Origin of the sequence: Micromonospora sp. C41, from assembly GCF_018070485.1 — a bacterium.
Taxonomy (GTDB): Bacteria; Actinomycetota; Actinomycetes; order Mycobacteriales; family Micromonosporaceae; genus Micromonospora; species Micromonospora chalcea.
The window spans coordinates 188,310-206,346 of record NZ_JAGPXP010000003.1 but is presented as its reverse complement, the minus strand read 5'-3'; the positions used below and the strand labels follow the sequence as shown (position 1 = coordinate 206,346).

Here is an 18,037-nt window from a genome sequence, read left to right as displayed (position 1 = left end):
CGTGGGCGGCTGCGAGGACCCTCGACCGGGGCCGGTCTCGCCGGTCACCACCCGGGGGTCAGAATCACCCATCCGCGCATCGACTGACGATGCGCCGTGAGCCTCACGAGGACGCAGCGATGAACATCCTGGACGCCCTTGACGCCCAGTCGAAGCGTACCGACCTGCCCGACTTCCGTGCCGGTGACACCGTCAAGGTGCACGCGCGGGTCGTCGAGGGCAACCGCTCCCGGGTCCAGATCTTCCAGGGCGTCGTCATCCGCCGCCAGGGTGACGGCCTGCGTGAGACCTTCTCGGTCCGCAAGGTCAGCTTCGGTGTCGGCGTGGAGCGGACCTACCCGCTCAACGGCCCGGGCATCGACCGGATCGAGGTCGTGACCCGCGGTGACGTGCGTCGCGCCAAGCTCTACTACCTGCGTGAGCTGCGGGGCAAGAAGGCCAAGATCAAGGAGCTGCGGGAGAAGCAGCCGGCGAACTGACTCGCGTTCGCCACGCCGCCCGGCCTGCGCGGATGTCGTATCGACCAGACCGCATTACCCTGGTCGGTACGGGCGCAGCCGGACGGTGCGAAACGGTCCACTACCGCCCGTGGGGTCTCGAAGGAGACTCCCGGGCGGTAGTGTCGTTTCCGCGGACCGGAGAGTGGCATGGTGCAGATGGTTGACGAGGACGGCGCCGTCGATCCCTGGCGCCGGCGGGCCCGGCGCGGGCGTCGCCAGATGCCGCTCTGGCAGGAGCTTCCGCTGCTGCTCATCGTGGCGTTCTGCCTGGCGGTGCTGATCCGCACGTTCCTGCTCCAGGCGTTCTTCATCCCCTCCGGGTCGATGGAGGACACGCTGCTCGTCGGCGACCGGGTGCTCGTCAACAAGGTCGTCTACGACGTCCGCGACCCCGTCCGCGGCGAGGTGGTGGTGTTCCGCGGCACCGACCGCTGGGTCGCCCAGGAGGCGCCCGCGCCGCCCACCAACTTCGCCGGCCAGGTGAGCCGCACGCTCGGTGACCTGGTGGGCGTCAGCCGCCCCGGCGAGAAGGACTTCATCAAGCGGGTCATCGGCGTGCCGGGCGACAAGATCTGGTGCTGCGACGACGGCCGCGTGGTGGTCAACGGGGTGCCGCTGGACGAGCAGGCGTACGTCTCCGAGGACTCCCCGCTCGAGCTTCCGCCCAATCCGAAGGAATGCCGGTCCCGGCAGTTCACCGAGGTGGTGGTGCCGCCGGGGCAGATCTTCGTGATGGGTGACCACCGGCTGGTCTCGCAGGACGCCCGATGTCAGGGGCCGGTGCCGATCGAGAACGTGATCGGTCGCGCCTTCATGATCGTCTGGCCGTCGCAGCGGTGGACCACCCTGCCCGTACCGGAGACGTTCGCGGACGTGCCGCGCGCGGACGCCGCGGCCGCCTCCGGCCCGGTCCCGGTGGATCCCGACCCGGTGGGCGGAGTCGTCCTGATCGTGCCGGTCGTGGCGACGCTCACGGTTCTCGCGGGTTCGGGGCGACTGCGCCGCACCCGGGGACGTAGGCTCCTCCCGTGATCGACGAGCAGACCGAGAAGCCGCGCAACTCCTTCTGGAAGGAGCTGCCCATCCTCCTGGGTGTGGCGATCCTGGTCGCAGTGCTGGTTCGCGCCTTCGTGCTGCAGACCTTCTTCATCCCGTCGCCGTCCATGGAGAACACCCTCAAGATCGACGATCGGGTGCTGGTCAACAAGCTGGTCTACGACTTCCGCTCGCCGCACCGGGGCGAGGTGATCGTCTTCAAGGCGCCCACCGAGTGGAGCGGCAACCCCGACGGTGAGGACTTCATCAAGCGGGTGATCGGCGTCGGCGGCGATCACGTGGTCTGCTGCGACCGTACGGGCGGGCAGGACCGGCTGGTCATCAACGGCAAGCCGGTCGACGAGCCGTTCATCTTCCCCGGCAACAAGCCCGCCGACCAGGACTTCGACATCACCGTGCCGAAGGGCCGGCTGTGGGTCATGGGTGACCACCGGGAGGCCTCCGGCGACTCGCTGGAGCACTGGCAGCAGTCCGGCGAGGACATCACCGTCGCCACCATCCCGGAGGGCGAGGTCGTCGGGCGGGCTTTCACCATCTTCTGGCCGGTCAGCCGCGCCACCTGGCTCAGCGTGCCGAAGCAGTTCGAGGGGATCCCCAATCCCTGACCCGACGGCTTCCGCGCGCCCCCACGCCCACCCCCGGCCGCCGGCGGGAGGGCGTGGTCGTTCGTCGCAGCCGTCTGGCAGGCTGGTGCGGTGACCGTCTACACCCCTCGTCGCGCGGCCCGGGTGCTGCTGGTCGACGCGTCCGACCGGGTGCTGCTCTTCGAGGGCGGTGATCCGGCCCGGCCGGGTCACCGCTACTGGTTCACTCCCGGCGGCGGGCTGGACCCTGGGGAGGCCCCGGCCGACGGTGCGGCCCGTGAGCTGGCCGAGGAGACCGGCCTGCGGCTGGCCCCGGCCGAGCTGGGCGCGCCGGTCTGGTCGGAGACCGTCGAGTTCCCGTTCGACGGCGTCTGGTACCGCCAGGAGCAGCAGTTCTACCTGGTCCGGGTGGCGGGCTGGGAGGTCGACACCACCGGCTTCAACGACGTCGAGCGCGCGAGCGTGCACGGGCACCGCTGGTGGACGGTGACCGACCTGGCCGCCACCGCCGAGCGCTACTACCCGCCGGATCTGCCGGGCCGGCTCGGCGCTGCGCTGGTGGGAGGCGGCGCATGCTGACCCCGCCGCGCACGGTGGTGCGCCGCGACGGCGGCCTCTACGCGCTGGAGCGGGCCCTGCAACGGCGGGGCTTCCGCTACGTCGCGGGCGCCGACGAGGCGGGCCGGGGCGCCTGCGCCGGGCCGCTGGTGGCCGCCGCCGCGATCCTGCCCGAGGGGCGCCGGGGCGAGATCGACGAGCTGGCCGACTCCAAGCTGCTCACCCCGGCCGCCCGGGAGCGCGTCCACGACGAGGTGGTGGCGCGGGCCCTGGCGTACGCCGTGGTGGTCATCCCGGCCGAGGAGGTGGACGCCCGCGGGTTGCACGTGTGCAACCTCGCCGCGATGCGCCGGGCGCTCGCCTCGCTGACCACCCGCCCGGAGTACGTGCTGACCGACGGCTTCGGCGTCGACGGGCTCGACGTGCCGGGGCTGGCGGTCTGGAAGGGCGATCGGGTGGCCGCCTGCGTGGCTGCGGCCAGTGTGCTCGCCAAGGTCACCCGGGACCGGATCATGGTGGAACTGGACGGGCGGTTCCCCGGCTACGGCTTCGCCGAACACAAGGGCTACATCACCGCCGAGCACAGCGCCGCGCTGCGCGCGCTCGGGCCCTGCCGGGAGCACCGCTTCTCGTACGTGAACGTGGCCGCCGTCTCCGGACGGGACGGCCGGCCTCCCCGCGCCCGCCGCCCGGCGGGCGCCGACGTGGTGTCGCCCGAGCCCGTGGCCGGGCTGCCGGTACTCGGGGCCGGCGCGTTCGCCGGGCGCCCGGACGAGCCGATGGGGCGCTCCGGCGCGCCAGGGGGTACCGTCGGCGTGGCGTTGGGCGAGCAGCCGCGACCTCCGGCGTCGGTGGGGGAAGATGTGGTCATGGAAGGCGGAGTGCGATGAGCGCGGAAGATCTCGAGAAGTACGAGACCGAGATGGAGCTGCAGCTCTACCGGGAGTACCGCGACATTGTCCGCCAGTTCTCCTACGTGGTGGAGACCGAGCGCCGTTTCTATCTGGCGAACCAGGTCGACCTGCACGTCCGCAACTCGGACGGTGAGGTCTACTTCGAGGTCGAGATGCACGACGCCTGGGTGTGGGACATGTACCGGCCTGCCCGTTTCGTCAAGAACGTCCGAGTAATGACGTTCAAGGACGTCAATGTGGAAGAGCTCGAAAAGCCCGACATCTCGCTTCCCGCAGATTCCGGATTCGGGAGCTGATCCCCCGGGCGGCCCGCCGCCCGGATCACCGCTCCGGCACGACCACTTCGACCCGCTGCACCAGGTTGTTCGCGAACCCGCCCCGGTTCCACGGCTGCTCGGCCGGCTGAGTGCGCCCCGAGGCGTCGGTCGCCCGGGCGCCCAGCACGTACCGCCCCGGGGTCGCCGTCCAGCTCACCGACCATCGACGCCACGCCCACTCGCCGCCGGCCGGCTCGTCCAGGACCGCCGGCGTCCACGTGCCGCCACCGTCCATCGTCACCTCGACCGACGTCACCGGCGCGTGCCCGGACCAGGCCCGGCCGTCCACCGTGCACAGCCCCGGCCGCACCACCCGGGTCCGGGACATGAAGTCCGGGAACCCGGGCGGGCGCACCAGGGCACGCGGTTCGATCCGGGTCACCGGCACGCCCGGGTCGTCGGCGTCGCGCCGCAACCGGTAGGCCACCGCGTTCTGGTAGCCGTCGAACGGCTCGGTCGTCACCGTGATGTCGCGCAGCCACTTCACGTGCGCCATGCCGTACCAGCCGGGCACGATCAGCCGCAGCGGCGCGCCGTGCTGCGGCAGCAGGGGAGCGCCGTTCATCTCGTACGCCAGCAGCACCTCCTCGCGCAGCGCGTCGGCCACCGGCAGCGCCCGCTGGTAGTCCTGCTCGACGCCGCGCTCGATCCCGTGGTCCGCCCCGGTGAACACCACGTCCACCGCGTCGCCGGACAGCCCGGCCTCGCGCAGCAGCGGCGCCAGCGGGGTACCGGTCCACTCGGCGTTGCCCACCGCCTCCACCAGCCAGGGCTGGCTCACCGGGCGGGGCCGCAGCAGCGCCCGGCCGTTGCCCGCGCACTCCAGCGTGACCCGGTGGGTCACCCGGGGCCGGTCGCGCAGCGCCGCCAGGTCCAGCCGCAGTGGACGCTGCACCGCGCCGGACACGCTCAGCGCGTACGCGGCCGGGTCGACGTCCGGGATGTCGTAGTGGATGAGCAGGTAGTGCAGGCCCGCCGGGGTCACGTCGTAGCGCAGCGCCTCCAGCGGGATGCCGTGGTTGCGCGCGGCGAGCTGGAGCTCCTCGGCGCTGATCGCCTCGTCCGGCCCGGCGACCCGGGCGGGTCGGCTCGCGTCGTCCACTGTGGTCATTCCTGCTCCGTCCGCTCCAGCACGTCGTAGCCCACGAACGTGAACATCCGTGCACCCGGCACCAGCGGGCGCGGGGTGCCGGTGAAGCGGTGCGCGCCGACCCCCACACCGTCGGCCGGGCTGCCCACCGCGACCGGCTCGAAGCCCTCCTCGGCGAACCACTCGCAGATCACCGGCACCAGATCCGGCTCGCGCCGGTGCCGCGTCCACAGCACCATGCCGCCGGTGGCGCAGAGCGAGGCGCAGTGCCGCACCGTCGCCCGGATGTCGTCGTCGGTGATGTTGCCGAAGATGCCGCAGACCAGCACCAGATCGGCCGGGGCCAGATCGGCGTAGCCGCTGGTCAGCGCGGCGTCCCCGGTCACCACCTGCACGCCGGTGAGCCCCGCGTCGGCGGCGGCGCGGCGGGCCAGATCGGCGTTGCGCGGGTCCAGCTCGACCAGGCGGGCGGTCACGTCGGCGCCCCGGGGGTGAGCGGCCAGCACCGGGATCAGGTCACGGCCCTGACCGGCGCAGAGACTCAGCGCGCGCAGCGGACCGGGCGGCGCGGCGTCGAGGGCGTCGGCGACACGCCGCCGCACCTCGGCGAGCCGCCGGGCCAGTGCGGACTCGGGCTGGTCGTAGTCGCGGTGCCAGGCGTACCAGTCCTTCGTCACCCGGCCAGCATAGGCGTCCCGGCCGTAGCAGATCCGCCCCGATTTCGGCGCTCGTCCACAGTGGGGGCGTCGTCCACAGGACGACCGCGTGGCGCGCGCGGGGCAGCGCGCGGACGGTCAGGGTACGCGGTGTGCGTATCCCCATCGGTCGGGCCGGCAGGGGCCTGCTGCTTGTGCTCGTGCTCGCCTTCTGGTTGCCGGGCGTCCCCGCGGCGAGCCTTGACAGGCCGGTGGCGGCGGGCGGCTCGGCGGCGGTCCTTGACGGGCCGGACGTCACGACGGGATACCGGGGCGCGCCCGGCGGGTCGGCGACCGCCGGACGGTTCCGGTGGCCGCTGCCCGGTCCACCCCGCGTGGCACGCGGGTTCGACCCGCCGCCGCAGCCGTGGATGTCCGGGCACCGGGGCGTGGACCTGGCAGACGCGCCCGGCGCGCAGGTCCGCTCGGCCGGCGCCGGGACCGTCCTGTTCGCCGGCTCGGTCGCCGGCCGGCCGGTCCTCACCGTCGGCCACCACGACGGGCTGCGCACCACCTACGAGCCGGTCCGGTCCCGGGTCACCGCCGGCACCCGGGTCGACGCCGGCACCCCGATCGGTGACCTGCTCGCCGGGCATCCCGGCTGCGCCGAGGCGGCCTGCCTGCACTGGGGGCTGCGACGCGGCGCCGAGTACCTGGATCCGCTGGCGCTGCTCGGGCTCGGCCGGGTCCGGCTGCTGCCGCTCGACCCGGGAGCCGACGCCGGTCCCCTGAGTCGTGGCGCCGCCGCCGGCTTCGGCCGGATGCGCCGCTCAGCGCTGGGCGAGCAGCGTGGGCAGCCGGACGGCCAGGCGGTCGTACTCGTCGGGGGTGTTGTAGACCTGGCCGCACAGCCGCAGGTAGCCGCGCCCGTTCCAGCCGGCCACCGACACCTCGGCGGAGAGCCGGTCGGCGATCCGGGCCCGCAACTCCCGGGCCGCGTCCAGTGTCGTCGCGACACCCGGCGGCAGCGGCACCAGACGCATGGCGACCGCCGGTCCGCCGGGCTCCGGCAGCCGCTCGGGCGCCACCCCCAGCGCGTCCCCGACGACCCGTTGCCCGTACGCGGCCAGCGCCGCGTTGTGCGCCCGTACCCGGTCCACGCCGAGGCTGCGCAGTGTGAACAGGCCCACCGGGGCGGCCAGCCAGCCGGTGTAGTCGAGCGTCGCCTGCCATTCCACCCGGGTCGGGAAGCCGCTGTCCTGCTCCCACGAGACGACGAGCGGCTGGATCTTCTCCCGCCACGACGGCGCCACCACGAGCACGGCGGTGCCGCGCGGCGCGTACGCCCACTTGTGCAGGTTGCCCACCCAGAAGTCGGCGCCGATCGACGCGACGGTAGCCGGCAGCATGCCCGGCGCGTGCGCGGCGTCCACCAGCACCGGCACGCCCTGCTCCCGGGCCACCGCGACGAGCGCGGCGGCCGGAAACAGCCGGGCGGTCGGCGAGGTCAGCTGGTCGACGATGAGCAGCCGGGTACGCCCGGGGCGCAACCCGGCGCGGACGATCTCGACCACCTCCTCGTCGGTGGCGGCCAACGGCACCGGCAGGGTGCGCGACACCGCCCCCGTGCGGGCGCACTCCCGCGCGATCGAGAGAGCCACTGCCCCGTAGCCGTGGTCGGTGGTCAGGATCTCGTCGCCGGGGCGCAGCGCCAGCGACTGCAACACGACCGCCGCGCCGGCGGTGACGTTGCCGACCAGCGCGGTGCCGTCCGGGTCCGCGCCGAGGAACGCGGCCAGGTGTCGGCGGGCGTGGGCGATCCGGTCGACCAGGCCCTGGGTGAAGAACCGCAGCGGGTTGGCCTCCATCTCGTCGCGCAGGCGCTGCTGGGCGCGCTGCACGGCGATCGGCACGGCGCCGAACGAGCCGTGGTTGAGGTGGCTGACGGAGGGATCGAGGGAGAAGAGCAGCCGAGCACCGGGAATCGGCTCGGGCGGCTGCGGCACCGTCATCCGTCGATCCTAGCCCGAGATGGATCATCACCCGGCCGGACTCCGCCGGTCAGGCGCGGGGGTGCGCCTGCCGGTACGCCGCGCGCAGCCGCTCCACCGACACGTGCGTGTAGATCTGCGTGCTCGCCAGCGACGAGTGCCCGAGCAGCTCCTGCACCGCCCGCAGGTCCGCGCCGCCTTCGAGCAGGTGGGTGGCGGCCGAGTGACGCAGCCCGTGCGGCGTCACCCGGGGCACCCCGGCGGCCTCGGTCCAGTCGGCCACGATCCGCCGCGCGGTGGTCGGGTTGAGCCGCCCGCCCCGCGCCCCGAGCAGCAGCGCCCGGCCCGAGCCGGGCGTCGCCAGAGCCGGCCGCCCGACGCTCAGCCACGCATCGAGCGCCCGCTGCGCCGGCACCCCGTAGGGCACCGACCGCTCCCGGCCGCCCTTGCCGAGTACGCGCACCACCCGGCGGCCCTGGTCGACGTCGGTCACGTCCAGGCCGCACGCCTCGCTGATCCGTACCCCGGTGCCGTAGAGCAGTTCGAGCAGCAGCCGGTCACGCAGCAGCACGGCCTCGGGCGTATCCGCGCCCGGTGCTTCCCCGGGTTGCGGGGCGTCGGCGGGCCGGGCCGCCTCCATCAGGGCGGCGGCCTGGTCGGCCCGCAGCACGGTGGGCAGTTCCCGCCGGGCCCGAGGGCTCGCCAGCGGCGCGGCGATGTCGTCGGCGAGCAGGCCGGCGCGGTGCGCCCAGGCGCTGAACGTCCGGGCCGCGGCGGCGCGGCGGGCCATCGTCGTCCGGGCCGCGCCCATGGTCCGCTGTTTCGCCAGCCAGCTGCGCAGCACGGCGAGGTCCAGCTCCGGCAGCTCGGCGCAGCCCATCCGGACCGCGTGGTCGAGCAGCGACACGAGATCCGTGACGTACGCGCGAACGGTGTGGACGGACCGGTTGCGCACCCGCGACAGGTGGTCGGCGAAGTCGTCCACCGCCTCCCGCATCGACGCGGGCAGCTCCTCGTGCGCGTCCCGGGTGCCGCGCTGCCGCTTGCTCACCGCGGCGCCCCGACCTGGCGCCCGCGGTCGTAACGGAGGCGGACAGCGATCACCGGTCCAGCGTACGGCCGGAGCGCCGCCGCGCGCTGAGCCGCCGCACGCCTTCACCGCGCCGGCCGGGCCGTCGGCGCCGCCGTGGCCGCGGTGTGCCGTGCGCCGCCGCGCCAGTGCCTTCCGGCGTGACGATCGCGCCGCGCCGAGCAGGGTGGCTAAACCGGGCCTGGACAGAGGAAACTCATGCTGCGGCCAGGCACAGGGCGGCAACCGGACGGCAGCGTGGCTGAGCCGGCGCGCCCCACGGGTGGCCGATCCGGCCGCGATCGGACAGCCGCGTCCCGCGACGGTGACGCCCGGTACGAAAAGGGGCCGACAGTGGGAGTGGACGCGGTCCTCTACCGACAGATATCGGCGGGCAGCAGTCGTCGCCGGCCCGCGTACGTCTCGATCGAGGTCGTCGCGGATCCGCAGGACGTGCTGCTCGGTCTGCTGGCGCGGGTCCGCGGCGGCGGCCGGACGCCGCTGCTGGATCGCGTCGATCCCCTCGGCGAGCTGACCGTCGACACCGATCGGATGTCGCAGCTGCTCGCCGACCTGCGGTGCCTGGCCGAGGTGGCCGGGGCGCCGGCGGAGGCCGACCACATCCGCCGGCTGGCCCGGCTGGCCCGCCGCTGCGCGGAGCGCCGAGACACCGAGATCCGGTTCGAGGGCGACTGACGATCGCGCGTCCCGTCGCCGTGCCGTGCCGGCTCAGGCTTCGGCCGGCTGCCGCGTGGCCCGGATCCGGCGCGTGCCCCACACGATCAGCAGGACTCCGGCCACGAACAGCGCCGGACCGGCGACGAAGCCAATGTCCCGGATCATCAGGTCGATGTCGTGCTGCTTCTCCGCCTCGGCCTTCTGCGCCTCGTAGGAGCCGTCGCCCGCGCCGAACATGCACCGGTCCCGGGGCGTCATCACATCCTCGCCGCACATCGTCGGGCCGTTCGGGTCGTAGTCGCCGATGTCGCGGTGGGACAGGATCGCGAAGAACACCACGAAGAGGCTGACCACGACCAGCATGCCGCCGAACGCACGACGCCCCGACCCGGGTGGGCCAGCCGCCGGGTTGCGGCGCGAGGTCTCCTGCGTGCTCATCGGCCGCCTCCGCGCGCCGGCGGGATGGCCGACGTCGGCCCGGCGAGCCGCACCGCGGCATCGGACTCCGACCATTGTGGACATGTGCGACGGTTCGCTGCCCCAGTCATCCTTCTCCCCGTGACGGCACCCGGCGTCCGGCCGGGGCGCGATCGTTCCCGCAACGGCTTCCGCCGCGCGCGAAATGGTGATCCTAGAAGACCGGGGCCGGTCCCACGGCCCCGTCGCCGGGCGGTTGCGAGGGGGTACGCGCCGCCTGTCACGTCGGGCCGGCCGCTGGCGGGGCGAGCGCGTAGCCGCCGTCGCGACGAACCACCATCGTCAGTTCCTCCAGCAGGGACAGCTTGCGCATCGCGGTACGCAGATCCACGCCGGCCCGGGCGGCCACGCTCTCCAGGTCGAGCGCCCGGCGACGGGGCAACGCCTCCAGCACCTGGGTGGCCTCCTCGTCGAGCCGGTCCCGTGGGCGCTCGGGCGCACGGGCCGGCGGGGCCAGGTCGTAGCCGATCCGTCCCACCTCCTCCAGCACGTGCGCGAGGCCGGTGACCAGCCGCGCGTCCGGCCGCTCGCGCAGCACCTCGTGCCCGCCGACCGACATCGCGGAGGTGACCGGCCCGGGAACCACCATCGCGTGGCGGCGGAGGCCGAGCGCCCGGTTGAGCGTCTGGGTGGCGCCGCTGCGCGCCGCCGCCTCCACCAGCACCGTGCCGCGTGTCGCCGCCGCTATCACCCGGTTGCGGATGAGGAACCGGGGCCGCAGCGGCTCCGCGCCCGGCATCCACTCGCTCACCAGCAGGCCGGTCTCGGCGATCCGGTCGAACAACGCGGCGTTGCCCATCGGGTACGGGCGGTCCACCCCGCACGCCAGCACGGCGACGGTGCGCCCGCCCGCTGTCAACGCGCCGCGATGGGCGGCGGAGTCGATGCCGAACGCCCCGCCCGACACCACAGTCCACTCCCGGTCGGCCAGGCCGTAGCCCAGCTCGGTGGCGATGTGTGAGCCGTAGGGGGTGGCCGCCCGGGCGCCGACCACCGCCACCGAGTGCGCCAGCGTCTCGCCGAGCGGCCACGCCCCGCGTACCCAGAAGCAGAGCGGCGGGTCGGTCTCCACATCGACCCGGCGGGTGGCGCCGGGCAGCGCGAGCCGCCGCAGGTCACGGACCTGGACCGGCCACTCGTCGTCGTCCGGGGTGACCAGCCGGGCGCCCAGCCGCTCGCCACGGGCCAGCGCCTCGGCCGCGACCGCCCGGGCGTCACCTGCAGCGGCCCGCGCCGCCACGGCCGAGCGCAGGGCCTGCTCCGGCGCGCCGCCGGACAGCAGCAGGTCGAGCGCGGCGACCGGGCCGATCCGCTGCACCAGGGCGTACACGGATCGGGTGCCGGGCTCGGCGAGCCAGGTGAGCGCGACCCGCGCCAGCTTGGTTTCTTCGGTGCTCACGGGGCCTCTCCCGTCCGCAGCTGGATGGCCTCCGCGACGTCGTCGCGGCCGGGACGGTCCCGCCCGTCCAGGTCGGCGATGGTCCAGGCGAGAGCGAGCCTATAGTCAGGGCGTAACTCAACATCAACGGTCGGCTCGGCGATTCCAGCGCTTCCGGCCGTCAACCCTCCCTAGAAGGGCTGGTCCCATGACCATCACTGCCTCTGCGCCCGTCCCCGAGTCGTCCCGCCTGACCGACGCCGACACCGCCGACCTGGCGGCCATCCGGCGGGCGGGCACCAACTCCGGCCGTTTCCCGACCAACCAGCCGTACACCGGCCGCGCCGCCGGTGACCTGGAGCTGGTCGAGCTGGCCCGGCTGCGCAACCCCGAGGCCGTGCACCGGCTCGCCGAGGCGATCCGCGAGCGCGAGGCCGGGAACCGCCCGCCGGCCTGCCCCGCCTGGTGCAGCCAGGACCACCGCGGGCAGATCACCGAGGAGGACGGGTTCACGATCGGCCTGGTGCACGAGCTGAACCTGGCCGAGATCACCGCGCTGGACCCGCAGCACTTCCGCCCGCAGCCGGCGACGGTCAGCGTCTACATCGAGTCGTCCACCGAGGCGGGCGAGCCCACCGACCCCGCCCGCATCGTGATGACCGTGGCCGAGGGCGCCGAGGGCCAGTACCACGGCTCGATCGACACGGGCGGGTGGACCGGCACGCCGGAGGAGGCCGAGCAGCTCGCCCACGCGCTGCTGGCCGCCGCTCGCATCCTCAAGGCCGACCGCTGATGGCCGCCCGAATCAACCGCCTGGTCGTGCGCACCGTTCTGGTGTGCACGGCCCTGGCCGGGCTCGCCGCGATGCAGAACCACCACGACAACCCGTGCACCGGCGAGCAGGTCGGCGCCGCGGGCATGTGCGTGTCGACGACGTGGGCGGGTGGCCGATGAACGACACCGCCGCCGCCGTCCTGGTCGCCGTCCTGGTGGGCGGCCCGGCCGTGATGCTGACCCCGTTCTGGCTGGCCCGCCGGAGCAGCGAGAGCCACGCCAACACCACCGCCGCCGCTATCCGGGCCCAGCAGGGCCGGCAGGTCGCCGAGCGGCCGAAGGAGCTGACCCGATGAGCAGCAACATCGACCCGCGCCGCGCCGCGTTCGCTCTCGCCGCCGAGGGCATCGACGCTGGGCTGCCCGTTCCGTTCTTCGTCCAGGTCGGCCGCGACGACGACGTCAGCCGGGCGACCACGCTGATCCAGCTCGCCGACGACGACCGGGCGGGCGTCGAGCGGTGGGCGACCTGGCTGAGCATGCCGCGGCCGGCGCTCAGCCTCCAGCCGATGCGCTCCGGGAACCGGTGGTGGCAGCCGTTCGAGGTGGTGGGCCAGCACCCGGACACCGGCCGGACTGTCTGGGTGAAGTCGCACGTGACCGTGCCCGCCCCCGCTGACGTGAAGGAGTCGACCCGATGACCGCCCCGACCATCAACGGCACCCGGTACCCGCAGCCCGTCGACGAGCTGCTCCCGGCCGCGAGGAACCTGACTATCGAATTGGGTGAGCTGCCCAGCCGGAACCGGTTGATGCAGACCTACCGGATCGGGGCACCGAAGGCGACCGAGCTGCGCGACCTGCTCGCGCAGGAGTGGCACCAGCTCGCCATCGCGGCGGCGGCTGTCCGCAAGGCCGGGCTGGTCGCCGACGAGTCGCCGGTGGACCCGGGGGAATACGCCGAGCCGATCGGCCCGGACCCGCTTCCGGCCCCGGTCGTACCCGAGTCCGCGCCGCTCGTCGTACCGGACCCGGCCCCCGCTCCGGTGGCCCCGGCCGTCGAGCCGGTCGAGCAGGTCACGGCCTCCGGTCACCCGGGTACGCCGGAGGCCGACAAGCCGCGCCGCCGGGCGGCCGTGTGGCCGGTGGTGCTGCTCGCGCTCCCCGCGTTCGTGGCCATCTGGTCGGGGTGGGTCGGGCTCGGCGGACTCACTGGGTTCGGGGTGGTGCACCCGCTGCCCGGCATCGCCGACTCGGTGAGCCTGAACACAGCGATCACTCTCCCGATCGGAGTGGAGACGTACGGCGCGTACGCCCTGTACGTGTGGCTGTCCGGGCGGGTGCCGGCCCGGGCGCGCACGTTCGCGAAGTGGTCGGCCATCGGCTCGCTGGTCGTCGGCGCGCTCGGCCAGGTCGCGTATCACCTGCTCGTTGCGGCCGGGTGGACGTCCGCCCCTTGGTGGATCACCACGCTGGTGTCGTGCCTGCCCGTCGCAGTGCTCGGCATGGGTGCCGCGCTGGCGCACCTCGTGCGAGAGGACGTGACCGAGTGAGCGCCCTCGCCGCGATCCTCGCGGCCGTCTCCGTGGCGGCCCTCCTGACCGGGCACACCACCACCGCGATCGTCACCGGCATCGGTGCGGCGGCGGCCAGTGTCGCCTTCCACGTCCGCCGGCACCGGGGCAGCCGGTCCGAGTAACCAGCGCGGGCCCCGGCCTCAGCACTCGACGCCCGGCCGGGGCCCGCATCCCCACCAAGGAGGAAAGATCAGCATGACAGAGCCCATCCACACTGACGACCTGGAGCCGGTCGTCCCGGCCCCGCGCCGGGGCGCACCGGAGTTCTTCGAGCCCCGCGGCGAGCAGCTCGCCATCGAGGCCGGCCGGGAGGACGGGCCGCCGGTCGACCCGCCGCGCACGTCCACCACGTTCGCCGACATTACGAGCCGCTACTCCGGCGACCGGAAGCCGATCGTGCCGGCGTCGCTGCGCTCGAAGGCGGGCCGGCACGCCCTGATGGTCGAGGCGGTGTCGTTCCTGACGTACTCGCTGGCCATCCACGCCACCCGCAGCCCGAAGTACGCCGTCAAGACGGCCTGGTACGCGCCGATCGGCATGTTCCGGCTCACCGGCAAGGGCATCTACTGGTGCTTGGACCTGGAGGGGTTCGGCATCCGGCAGGACGCCGCCAGCCGCAACAACGTGGCCGACTACCTGGCGTTGTCCCGGCAGCGGGACCGCCGCGTCGGCGCCCGCGCCTGGCTCGCGGTGCCGGTGGTGCTGCTGCTGGTCGTGCTGGCCGGGCTGCTGGTGTTCGTCGCCCCCTGGTGGGCGCAGGCCCTCGCCGCGGCGGTGCTGGTGCCGCTGCTGGCGCACGTCGGCCGGCCGATCGACTCCCCGATCGTGGATCGGGTGTTCAACGCCGAGCGGTTCATCCGGCTCACCGCCGGGCTGACCCGGGCGGCGATCATGGCCTGCAACGTCAAGGGCATCAAGGACGCGAAGGACGTGAAGTTCGTCCGCGACATCTACCGCGCCGGACCCGGACACGAGGCCCTGGTGCTGCTGCCCGCCGGCGTGCTGGCCACCGACGTCATCGACGAGCGCGACCGCCTCGCCTCCGGGTTCCGGCTGCCGAAGTCGCAGGTGTGGCCGTCGACCGTCGAGGGCGAGCACCCGGGCGTGCTGTCCATCTGGGTGGCCGACAAGCCGGTCAGCAGCATGAAGGCCCCCGCGTGGCCGCTCCTCGAGGACGGCACCTTCGACTACTTCACCGGCACGTTCGTCTACGGCCACGACGAGCGGATGCGCCCGGTCCAGTACAGCCTCGCGGAGAAAAACAGCCTGTTCGCCGGCATCCCCGGCTCGGGGAAGACCCTCGCCGCGCGGGTGGTGCTGCTCGCCGCCGTCCTGGACCCGCTGGTTGTGCCCGTGGTCTTCGACTTCAAGGGGTCCGGCGACGTCGACTGCTTCGAGCCGCTGTGCCCCGAGGGCCTGTACGGCTCCGGCGCCGACGAGGTGACCAAGGCCAACGGCCTGGCCGCGCTGGAGTGGCTGCTGACCGAGTGCGACGAGCGGGCGCCGCTGGTCCGCAAGTACGCCGGCCAGGGCATGAACACCGTCAACAAGGTCAACCGGCGGATGGCCGAGCACGACCCGAAGCTGCGCCCGCTGGTGGCGTTCTTCGACGAGCTGCAGGAGCTGCTGACCGACCCGAACCACGGCAAGCGCGCGAAGTTCCTGCTCACGTCCATCATCAAGCGCGGCCGGGCGCTGGGCATCCACGTCATCTTCGCCACGCAGCGCATCGACAAGGAGAGCGTGCCCCGCGGCATCAGCTCCAACATCGCGCTGCGCACCTGCCTGGCGGTCACCTCGCACACCGAGACGGACCTGGTGCTCGGCACCGGCAGCTACGCCCGCGGCGCCCGCCCCACCGAGTTCGAGCCGGGCGACTCCACCGGGCCGAAGGATTCCGGCTGGGGCTACCGGGCCGGCGCCGGCCCGACCCGGCCGTGCCGGTCGTCGTACGTGGACAACCCCGCCGCCGAGCGGGTCGTGCAGCGCGCCATCGAGATGCGCCGCGGCGAGCAGCCCGTCGAGGTGCCGCGCATCGCGCTGCGGAACCTGCTCGCCGACGTCCGGCAGGTGTGGCACGAGGGCGAGGAAGCCATCTGGTCGGAGCTGATCGTTCCGCGACTCCAGCAGCTCGACCCCGACGCCTACGGAGACCTCACCGTCGAGGTGTTCGGCGCGTGGATGGCCCGCGCCGGCGTGAAGACCGAGAAGATCGGCCGCCGCATCGACGGCAAGGCGACCACCCGCGCCGGGGTGAAACTGGCCGCCCTGGAGGCCCGGATCACCGAGCGCAACGCCGAAACGATCGCCGGAACGGACCTCGCCGAAACCGACTCCTGATAGCCCCGGTGGGGTCTAGCGCTAGGCCCTGGGCTAGCCCGGCTGAGCAGGGAAATAGCCGCTAGACCCCACCACTGCCCAACCCCGAAAACGGCCCCTGGAGGCGTTGTGAGAGGCGCACTGACCGCTAGCGCTATCGCCGCAGCGATGATCATCGGGTACTCGCTGTCGTGCTGGATCCACCCGCTACGCGACTGCTGGTGCTGCAAGGGCCACGGCGTGCACCGGCCCACCGACGACAACGGCAAGCCGCGGCGTATCGCCCGGCCGTGCCGGTGGTGCCGGCAGACCGGCAAGAGGATCAGGATCGGTCGTCGCGTGTGGAACCACTTCCGCGCCAAGCGCCGGGCGGCGTGACCCGCATGAGCGCGACGCCTGTCCGCCAGCCGACAGAAGCCTCGCGGACAGGCGGAGCGCTCACCACGATCGGCGGGCATGACGGACAGGAGCACCGACCTTCAGCACGCCGCCGAGTACCTCGTCCACGCCCCGCAGCAAGACTCGATCGCCGGGGTGGCAGCATTCGCTCAGATGGCCCAGGCGCACGCCACGATCGCCGTGGCAAAAGAGCTATCCGCGCTGCGGGAGGCAGTCGGCAAGCTCCGCAGGTCGGTCTTGGACCAAGGCGGGTACAGCTCGGCCGACCACCTGCGAGCCATCAGCGAGTGGGCTGAGCGCATCGCCAACAAGTGACTCCGATCCACCAAACCGCCCGCCGGGTAGGAGCCCGACGGGCGGTTTGGTGTCACAGCAGCTACCGCCGTCCGTTGTATCGGTGTGACCGACATGCTGCGTACTGCCGAGCAGATCCAGGCCGCCGGCGCGGAAGCCGTGACCGGCTGGGACATCCCCGACCACGTTGTGGAGCAGCTCGTCACCCTGATCGGCCCGGTGGCCGCCGACGTGCAGGTGGCCCCGGCCAGGGCACTGACCGATGACCGACCGGCTGGTTGATGCCCGGCGGGGTGATCATCCGGCCGGCTGTTTCTCCTTTGCGGTGCCGATGCCACGTTTACTGGCGAGCACCGTCTTGCCGTTGCCCAGCCGAACGAAGCCCCGCGCCTCGTGTTCCGTCGTCCCGTGCTCCGCGCAGTGCCTGCGGAGGTCTTCGGTCTTGATGTACCAACTGCCCTCGTCGTGGCCGTCGAGCCGGCGCGGGAGCGGGTGAGAGATCGGCAGCGGGTTGGGCATCACCACTGAGGTGCCGCCAGGCAGCCGCAGGCCCCACCCCGTGACCGTCGTCGATGCCCGGCCTGCATTCGTCGCGGTGACGGTGGTAAGCACCTCGGCACCGGTCGGAAAAGCTGCAACTGCCTGAGTCACGGACACCTTGACCACCACGCCGCTACGGCGCCAGGTGATCGCCTGCCAGCCCAGCGACGTGCCGCTCATCACGATGGCGGCCAGCGCCAACGCCACATCCTTGTGGTCAACCACATACATCCAGGCGTCGCCGAGACGCTTCAGGATTTCCATGCTCAGACGCTAAAAGCCGGTGTGACCAGATAGGTCCACGGCGCGGCGTGTGTCAGGCAGCCGACAGCCCGAGACGGGGCTGGCATCATGCGCCCCTTGTCCGCCAGCCGACGAAACAGCCGGACCGTTGATCGACGGCGGTACGTTGCCGGGATGACCCGAGCACGTACCGCCGTCGCGCTGTCCGCCGCCCTGCTGCTCGCCCTGACCGGGTGCGCCGACGGCGGCGGCGAGCCGGCTGCCGAGAGCGCGCCCGCAACGTCGCCACCGCCCCGGGCGAACCTGCTTGTGCGCGGCACGTTCACCCTGACCCTGCCCGACTTCGGATGGTCCGAGAAGACGCTCCAGTGCGCCGGCCGGGGCGGGTACAGCGACCTTCAGGCCGGTACCCAGGTGATCGTCACCGACCCGGCCGGCGTGAATCTCGGCATCGGCCGGTTGGAGACCGGGCAGCCGCAGGTCGACCCGGAAGACCCGCACCGGGCAACCGAATGCCTGTTCACCTTCCAGGTGCCCGACGTGCCCAGCGGGAAGGGCATCTACGGCGTCGAGGTCGCCAACCGGGGGAAGGTGCAGTTCAAGGAGTCCGACCTGGGCGACGTCATCGCCCTCACCCTGAACTGAG

General features: G+C 73.1%; 25 protein-coding genes and 2 pseudogenes. 19 read left to right on the top strand and 8 right to left on the bottom strand.

Going from position 1 to position 18,037, the window contains the following annotated elements; translation table 11 throughout:
• The first annotated feature begins 119 nt into the window (after positions 1–119).
• The 6 genes from rplS (at position 120) to KBX43_RS04980 (ending at position 3,908) form a co-directional block, all read left to right on the top strand.
• A complete protein-coding gene (rplS, locus tag KBX43_RS05005) occupies positions 120–479 on the top strand; it encodes a 50S ribosomal protein L19 (RefSeq protein WP_013284591.1) in 360 nt (119 codons plus the stop codon).
• A gap of 168 nt (positions 480–647) precedes the next feature.
• Positions 648–1,532, top strand: coding sequence for a signal peptidase I (lepB, locus tag KBX43_RS05000; protein WP_064447043.1), 885 nt, complete (start codon positions 648–650; stop codon positions 1,530–1,532).
• On the top strand, positions 1,529–2,161 hold the full coding sequence (gene lepB, locus KBX43_RS04995) for a signal peptidase I (RefSeq protein WP_043325910.1): 633 nt from the start codon (positions 1,529–1,531) through the stop codon (positions 2,159–2,161). The genes lepB (KBX43_RS05000) and lepB (KBX43_RS04995) overlap by 4 nt, the downstream gene beginning before the upstream one ends.
• Before the next feature lie 90 nt (positions 2,162–2,251).
• Entirely contained in the window at positions 2,252–2,719 is a 468-nt protein-coding gene (locus KBX43_RS04990) for an NUDIX hydrolase (RefSeq protein ID WP_210883497.1), read from the top strand.
• Positions 2,713–3,588, top strand: a complete 876-nt coding sequence (locus KBX43_RS04985) for a ribonuclease HII (RefSeq protein WP_210869551.1) — start codon at positions 2,713–2,715, stop codon at positions 3,586–3,588. Before KBX43_RS04990 ends, KBX43_RS04985 begins: the two co-directional genes overlap by 7 nt.
• The gene (locus KBX43_RS04980) at positions 3,585–3,908 is read left to right on the top strand and encodes a DUF2469 domain-containing protein (protein ID WP_011905215.1); all 324 of its coding nucleotides are present in this window, start codon (positions 3,585–3,587) and stop codon (positions 3,906–3,908) included. The genes KBX43_RS04985 and KBX43_RS04980 overlap by 4 nt, the downstream gene beginning before the upstream one ends.
• Positions 3,909–3,933: 25 nt before the next feature.
• Here KBX43_RS04980 and KBX43_RS04975 read toward each other — a convergent pair whose 3' ends face one another.
• Both KBX43_RS04975 and KBX43_RS04970 read right to left on the bottom strand, forming a co-directional pair.
• Positions 3,934–5,040, bottom strand: coding sequence for a sulfite oxidase (locus KBX43_RS04975; protein WP_210883495.1), 1,107 nt, complete (start codon positions 5,038–5,040; stop codon positions 3,934–3,936).
• Positions 5,037–5,696 carry a methyltransferase domain-containing protein gene (locus KBX43_RS04970; RefSeq protein WP_210883493.1) on the bottom strand — a complete coding sequence of 220 codons (660 nt, stop codon included), beginning with the start codon at positions 5,694–5,696 and terminating at the stop codon, positions 5,037–5,039. Before KBX43_RS04970 ends, KBX43_RS04975 begins: the two co-directional genes overlap by 4 nt.
• A gap of 194 nt (positions 5,697–5,890) precedes the next feature.
• On the opposite strand from KBX43_RS04970, the pseudogene KBX43_RS04965 reads away from it, so the two are divergent.
• Positions 5,891–6,427, top strand: a pseudogene (locus KBX43_RS04965) (murein hydrolase activator EnvC); the annotation flags it as partial.
• A 57-nt stretch (positions 6,428–6,484) separates the two neighbouring features.
• Here the strand turns inward: KBX43_RS04965 and KBX43_RS04960 are convergent.
• Positions 6,485–7,666, bottom strand: coding sequence for an aminotransferase class V-fold PLP-dependent enzyme (locus KBX43_RS04960; RefSeq protein WP_210883491.1), 1,182 nt, complete (start codon positions 7,664–7,666; stop codon positions 6,485–6,487).
• A 49-nt stretch (positions 7,667–7,715) separates the two neighbouring features.
• Positions 7,716–8,642, bottom strand: a complete 927-nt coding sequence (locus KBX43_RS04955; protein ID WP_210883593.1) for a tyrosine recombinase XerC — start codon at positions 8,640–8,642, stop codon at positions 7,716–7,718.
• 426 nt (positions 8,643–9,068) lie between these two features.
• Between KBX43_RS04955 and KBX43_RS04950 the strand changes: the two genes are divergently transcribed.
• Complete coding sequence (locus KBX43_RS04950) at positions 9,069–9,410, top strand: hypothetical protein (RefSeq protein WP_043325899.1); 342 nt, start codon at positions 9,069–9,071, stop codon at positions 9,408–9,410.
• A 33-nt stretch (positions 9,411–9,443) separates the two neighbouring features.
• On the opposite strand, the gene KBX43_RS04945 is transcribed toward KBX43_RS04950, so the two are convergent.
• The 3 genes and pseudogenes from KBX43_RS04945 to KBX43_RS04935 all read right to left on the bottom strand — a co-directional run.
• Positions 9,444–9,830, bottom strand: a complete 387-nt coding sequence (locus KBX43_RS04945) for a hypothetical protein (protein ID WP_064447049.1) — start codon at positions 9,828–9,830, stop codon at positions 9,444–9,446.
• 259 nt (positions 9,831–10,089) lie between these two features.
• Positions 10,090–11,268 (bottom strand): DNA-processing protein DprA, encoded by a 1,179-nt coding sequence (locus KBX43_RS04940; protein ID WP_210883489.1) that lies wholly within the window; start codon positions 11,266–11,268, stop codon positions 10,090–10,092.
• Positions 11,265–11,375: pseudogene (locus tag KBX43_RS04935) on the bottom strand (hypothetical protein); the annotation flags it as partial. The gene KBX43_RS04940 and the pseudogene KBX43_RS04935, both read right to left, overlap by 4 nt.
• Before the next feature lie 80 nt (positions 11,376–11,455).
• On the opposite strand from KBX43_RS04935, the gene KBX43_RS04930 reads away from it, so the two are divergent.
• The 10 genes from KBX43_RS04930 to KBX43_RS04885 all read left to right on the top strand — a co-directional run bounded on the left by KBX43_RS04930 (position 11,456) and on the right by KBX43_RS04885 (position 16,890).
• The gene (locus KBX43_RS04930; protein WP_210883485.1) at positions 11,456–12,040 is read left to right on the top strand and encodes a hypothetical protein; all 585 of its coding nucleotides are present in this window, start codon (positions 11,456–11,458) and stop codon (positions 12,038–12,040) included.
• Entirely contained in the window at positions 12,040–12,201 is a 162-nt protein-coding gene (locus KBX43_RS04925) for a hypothetical protein (protein ID WP_210883483.1), read from the top strand. Before KBX43_RS04930 ends, KBX43_RS04925 begins: the two co-directional genes overlap by 1 nt.
• A complete protein-coding gene (locus KBX43_RS04920) occupies positions 12,198–12,377 on the top strand; it encodes a hypothetical protein (protein ID WP_210883481.1) in 180 nt (59 codons plus the stop codon). The genes KBX43_RS04925 and KBX43_RS04920 overlap by 4 nt, the downstream gene beginning before the upstream one ends.
• The gene (locus KBX43_RS04915) at positions 12,374–12,721 is read left to right on the top strand and encodes a hypothetical protein (protein ID WP_210883479.1); all 348 of its coding nucleotides are present in this window, start codon (positions 12,374–12,376) and stop codon (positions 12,719–12,721) included. The genes KBX43_RS04920 and KBX43_RS04915 overlap by 4 nt, the downstream gene beginning before the upstream one ends.
• Positions 12,718–13,572, top strand: coding sequence for an ABC transporter permease (locus tag KBX43_RS04910; RefSeq protein ID WP_210883477.1), 855 nt, complete (start codon positions 12,718–12,720; stop codon positions 13,570–13,572). The genes KBX43_RS04915 and KBX43_RS04910 overlap by 4 nt, the downstream gene beginning before the upstream one ends.
• Positions 13,569–13,718: a hypothetical protein gene (locus tag KBX43_RS04905; protein ID WP_210883475.1), complete on the top strand. Its 150-nt coding sequence runs from the start codon at positions 13,569–13,571 to the stop codon at positions 13,716–13,718. The genes KBX43_RS04910 and KBX43_RS04905 overlap by 4 nt, the downstream gene beginning before the upstream one ends.
• Positions 13,719–13,791: 73 nt before the next feature.
• A complete protein-coding gene (locus KBX43_RS04900) occupies positions 13,792–15,936 on the top strand; it encodes an FtsK/SpoIIIE domain-containing protein (RefSeq protein ID WP_210883473.1) in 2,145 nt (714 codons plus the stop codon).
• Between the two features lie 147 nt (positions 15,937–16,083).
• Positions 16,084–16,293 carry a hypothetical protein gene (locus KBX43_RS04895; RefSeq protein ID WP_210883471.1) on the top strand — a complete coding sequence of 70 codons (210 nt, stop codon included), beginning with the start codon at positions 16,084–16,086 and terminating at the stop codon, positions 16,291–16,293.
• A 78-nt stretch (positions 16,294–16,371) separates the two neighbouring features.
• Positions 16,372–16,629 carry a hypothetical protein gene (locus KBX43_RS04890; protein WP_210883469.1) on the top strand — a complete coding sequence of 86 codons (258 nt, stop codon included), beginning with the start codon at positions 16,372–16,374 and terminating at the stop codon, positions 16,627–16,629.
• Between the two features lie 84 nt (positions 16,630–16,713).
• The gene (locus tag KBX43_RS04885) at positions 16,714–16,890 is read left to right on the top strand and encodes a hypothetical protein (RefSeq protein ID WP_210883462.1); all 177 of its coding nucleotides are present in this window, start codon (positions 16,714–16,716) and stop codon (positions 16,888–16,890) included.
• 15 nt (positions 16,891–16,905) lie between these two features.
• Here KBX43_RS04885 and KBX43_RS04880 read toward each other — a convergent pair whose 3' ends face one another.
• Entirely contained in the window at positions 16,906–17,412 is a 507-nt protein-coding gene (locus KBX43_RS04880; protein WP_210883460.1) for a hypothetical protein, read from the bottom strand.
• A 153-nt stretch (positions 17,413–17,565) separates the two neighbouring features.
• Here KBX43_RS04880 and KBX43_RS04875 point away from each other — a divergent pair, with 153 nt between their 5' ends.
• A complete protein-coding gene (locus tag KBX43_RS04875; RefSeq protein WP_210883457.1) occupies positions 17,566–18,036 on the top strand; it encodes a hypothetical protein in 471 nt (156 codons plus the stop codon).
• The last annotated feature ends 1 nt before the right edge of the window (position 18,037 follow it).

Bases quoted from the DNA above. Each gene is read 5' to 3' on its own strand.
- KBX43_RS04930 (WP_210883485.1), top strand. From the start codon at position 11,456: ATGACCATCACTGCCTCTGCGCCCGTCCCCGAGTCGTCCCGCCTGACC.
- KBX43_RS04920 (WP_210883481.1), top strand. From the start codon at position 12,198: ATGAACGACACCGCCGCCGCCGTCCTGGTCGCCGTCCTGGTGGGCGGC.
- KBX43_RS04945 (WP_064447049.1), bottom strand. From the start codon at position 9,830: ATGAGCACGCAGGAGACCTCGCGCCGCAACCCGGCGGCTGGCCCACCC.
- KBX43_RS04900 (WP_210883473.1), top strand. From the start codon at position 13,792: ATGACAGAGCCCATCCACACTGACGACCTGGAGCCGGTCGTCCCGGCC.
- KBX43_RS04980 (WP_011905215.1), top strand. From the start codon at position 3,585: ATGAGCGCGGAAGATCTCGAGAAGTACGAGACCGAGATGGAGCTGCAG.
- KBX43_RS04960 (WP_210883491.1), bottom strand. From the start codon at position 7,666: ATGACGGTGCCGCAGCCGCCCGAGCCGATTCCCGGTGCTCGGCTGCTC.
- KBX43_RS04880 (WP_210883460.1), bottom strand. From the start codon at position 17,412: ATGGAAATCCTGAAGCGTCTCGGCGACGCCTGGATGTATGTGGTTGAC.
- KBX43_RS04925 (WP_210883483.1), top strand. From the start codon at position 12,040: ATGGCCGCCCGAATCAACCGCCTGGTCGTGCGCACCGTTCTGGTGTGC.
- KBX43_RS04975 (WP_210883495.1), bottom strand. From the start codon at position 5,040: ATGACCACAGTGGACGACGCGAGCCGACCCGCCCGGGTCGCCGGGCCG.
- KBX43_RS04955 (WP_210883593.1), bottom strand. From the start codon at position 8,642: ATGCGGGAGGCGGTGGACGACTTCGCCGACCACCTGTCGCGGGTGCGC.
- KBX43_RS04895 (WP_210883471.1), top strand. From the start codon at position 16,084: ATGATCATCGGGTACTCGCTGTCGTGCTGGATCCACCCGCTACGCGAC.
- KBX43_RS04985 (WP_210869551.1), top strand. From the start codon at position 2,713: ATGCTGACCCCGCCGCGCACGGTGGTGCGCCGCGACGGCGGCCTCTAC.
- KBX43_RS04890 (WP_210883469.1), top strand. From the start codon at position 16,372: ATGACGGACAGGAGCACCGACCTTCAGCACGCCGCCGAGTACCTCGTC.
- KBX43_RS04915 (WP_210883479.1), top strand. From the start codon at position 12,374: ATGAGCAGCAACATCGACCCGCGCCGCGCCGCGTTCGCTCTCGCCGCC.
- KBX43_RS04875 (WP_210883457.1), top strand. From the start codon at position 17,566: ATGACCCGAGCACGTACCGCCGTCGCGCTGTCCGCCGCCCTGCTGCTC.
- KBX43_RS04910 (WP_210883477.1), top strand. From the start codon at position 12,718: ATGACCGCCCCGACCATCAACGGCACCCGGTACCCGCAGCCCGTCGAC.
- lepB (WP_064447043.1), top strand. From the start codon at position 648: ATGGTGCAGATGGTTGACGAGGACGGCGCCGTCGATCCCTGGCGCCGG.
- rplS (WP_013284591.1), top strand. From the start codon at position 120: ATGAACATCCTGGACGCCCTTGACGCCCAGTCGAAGCGTACCGACCTG.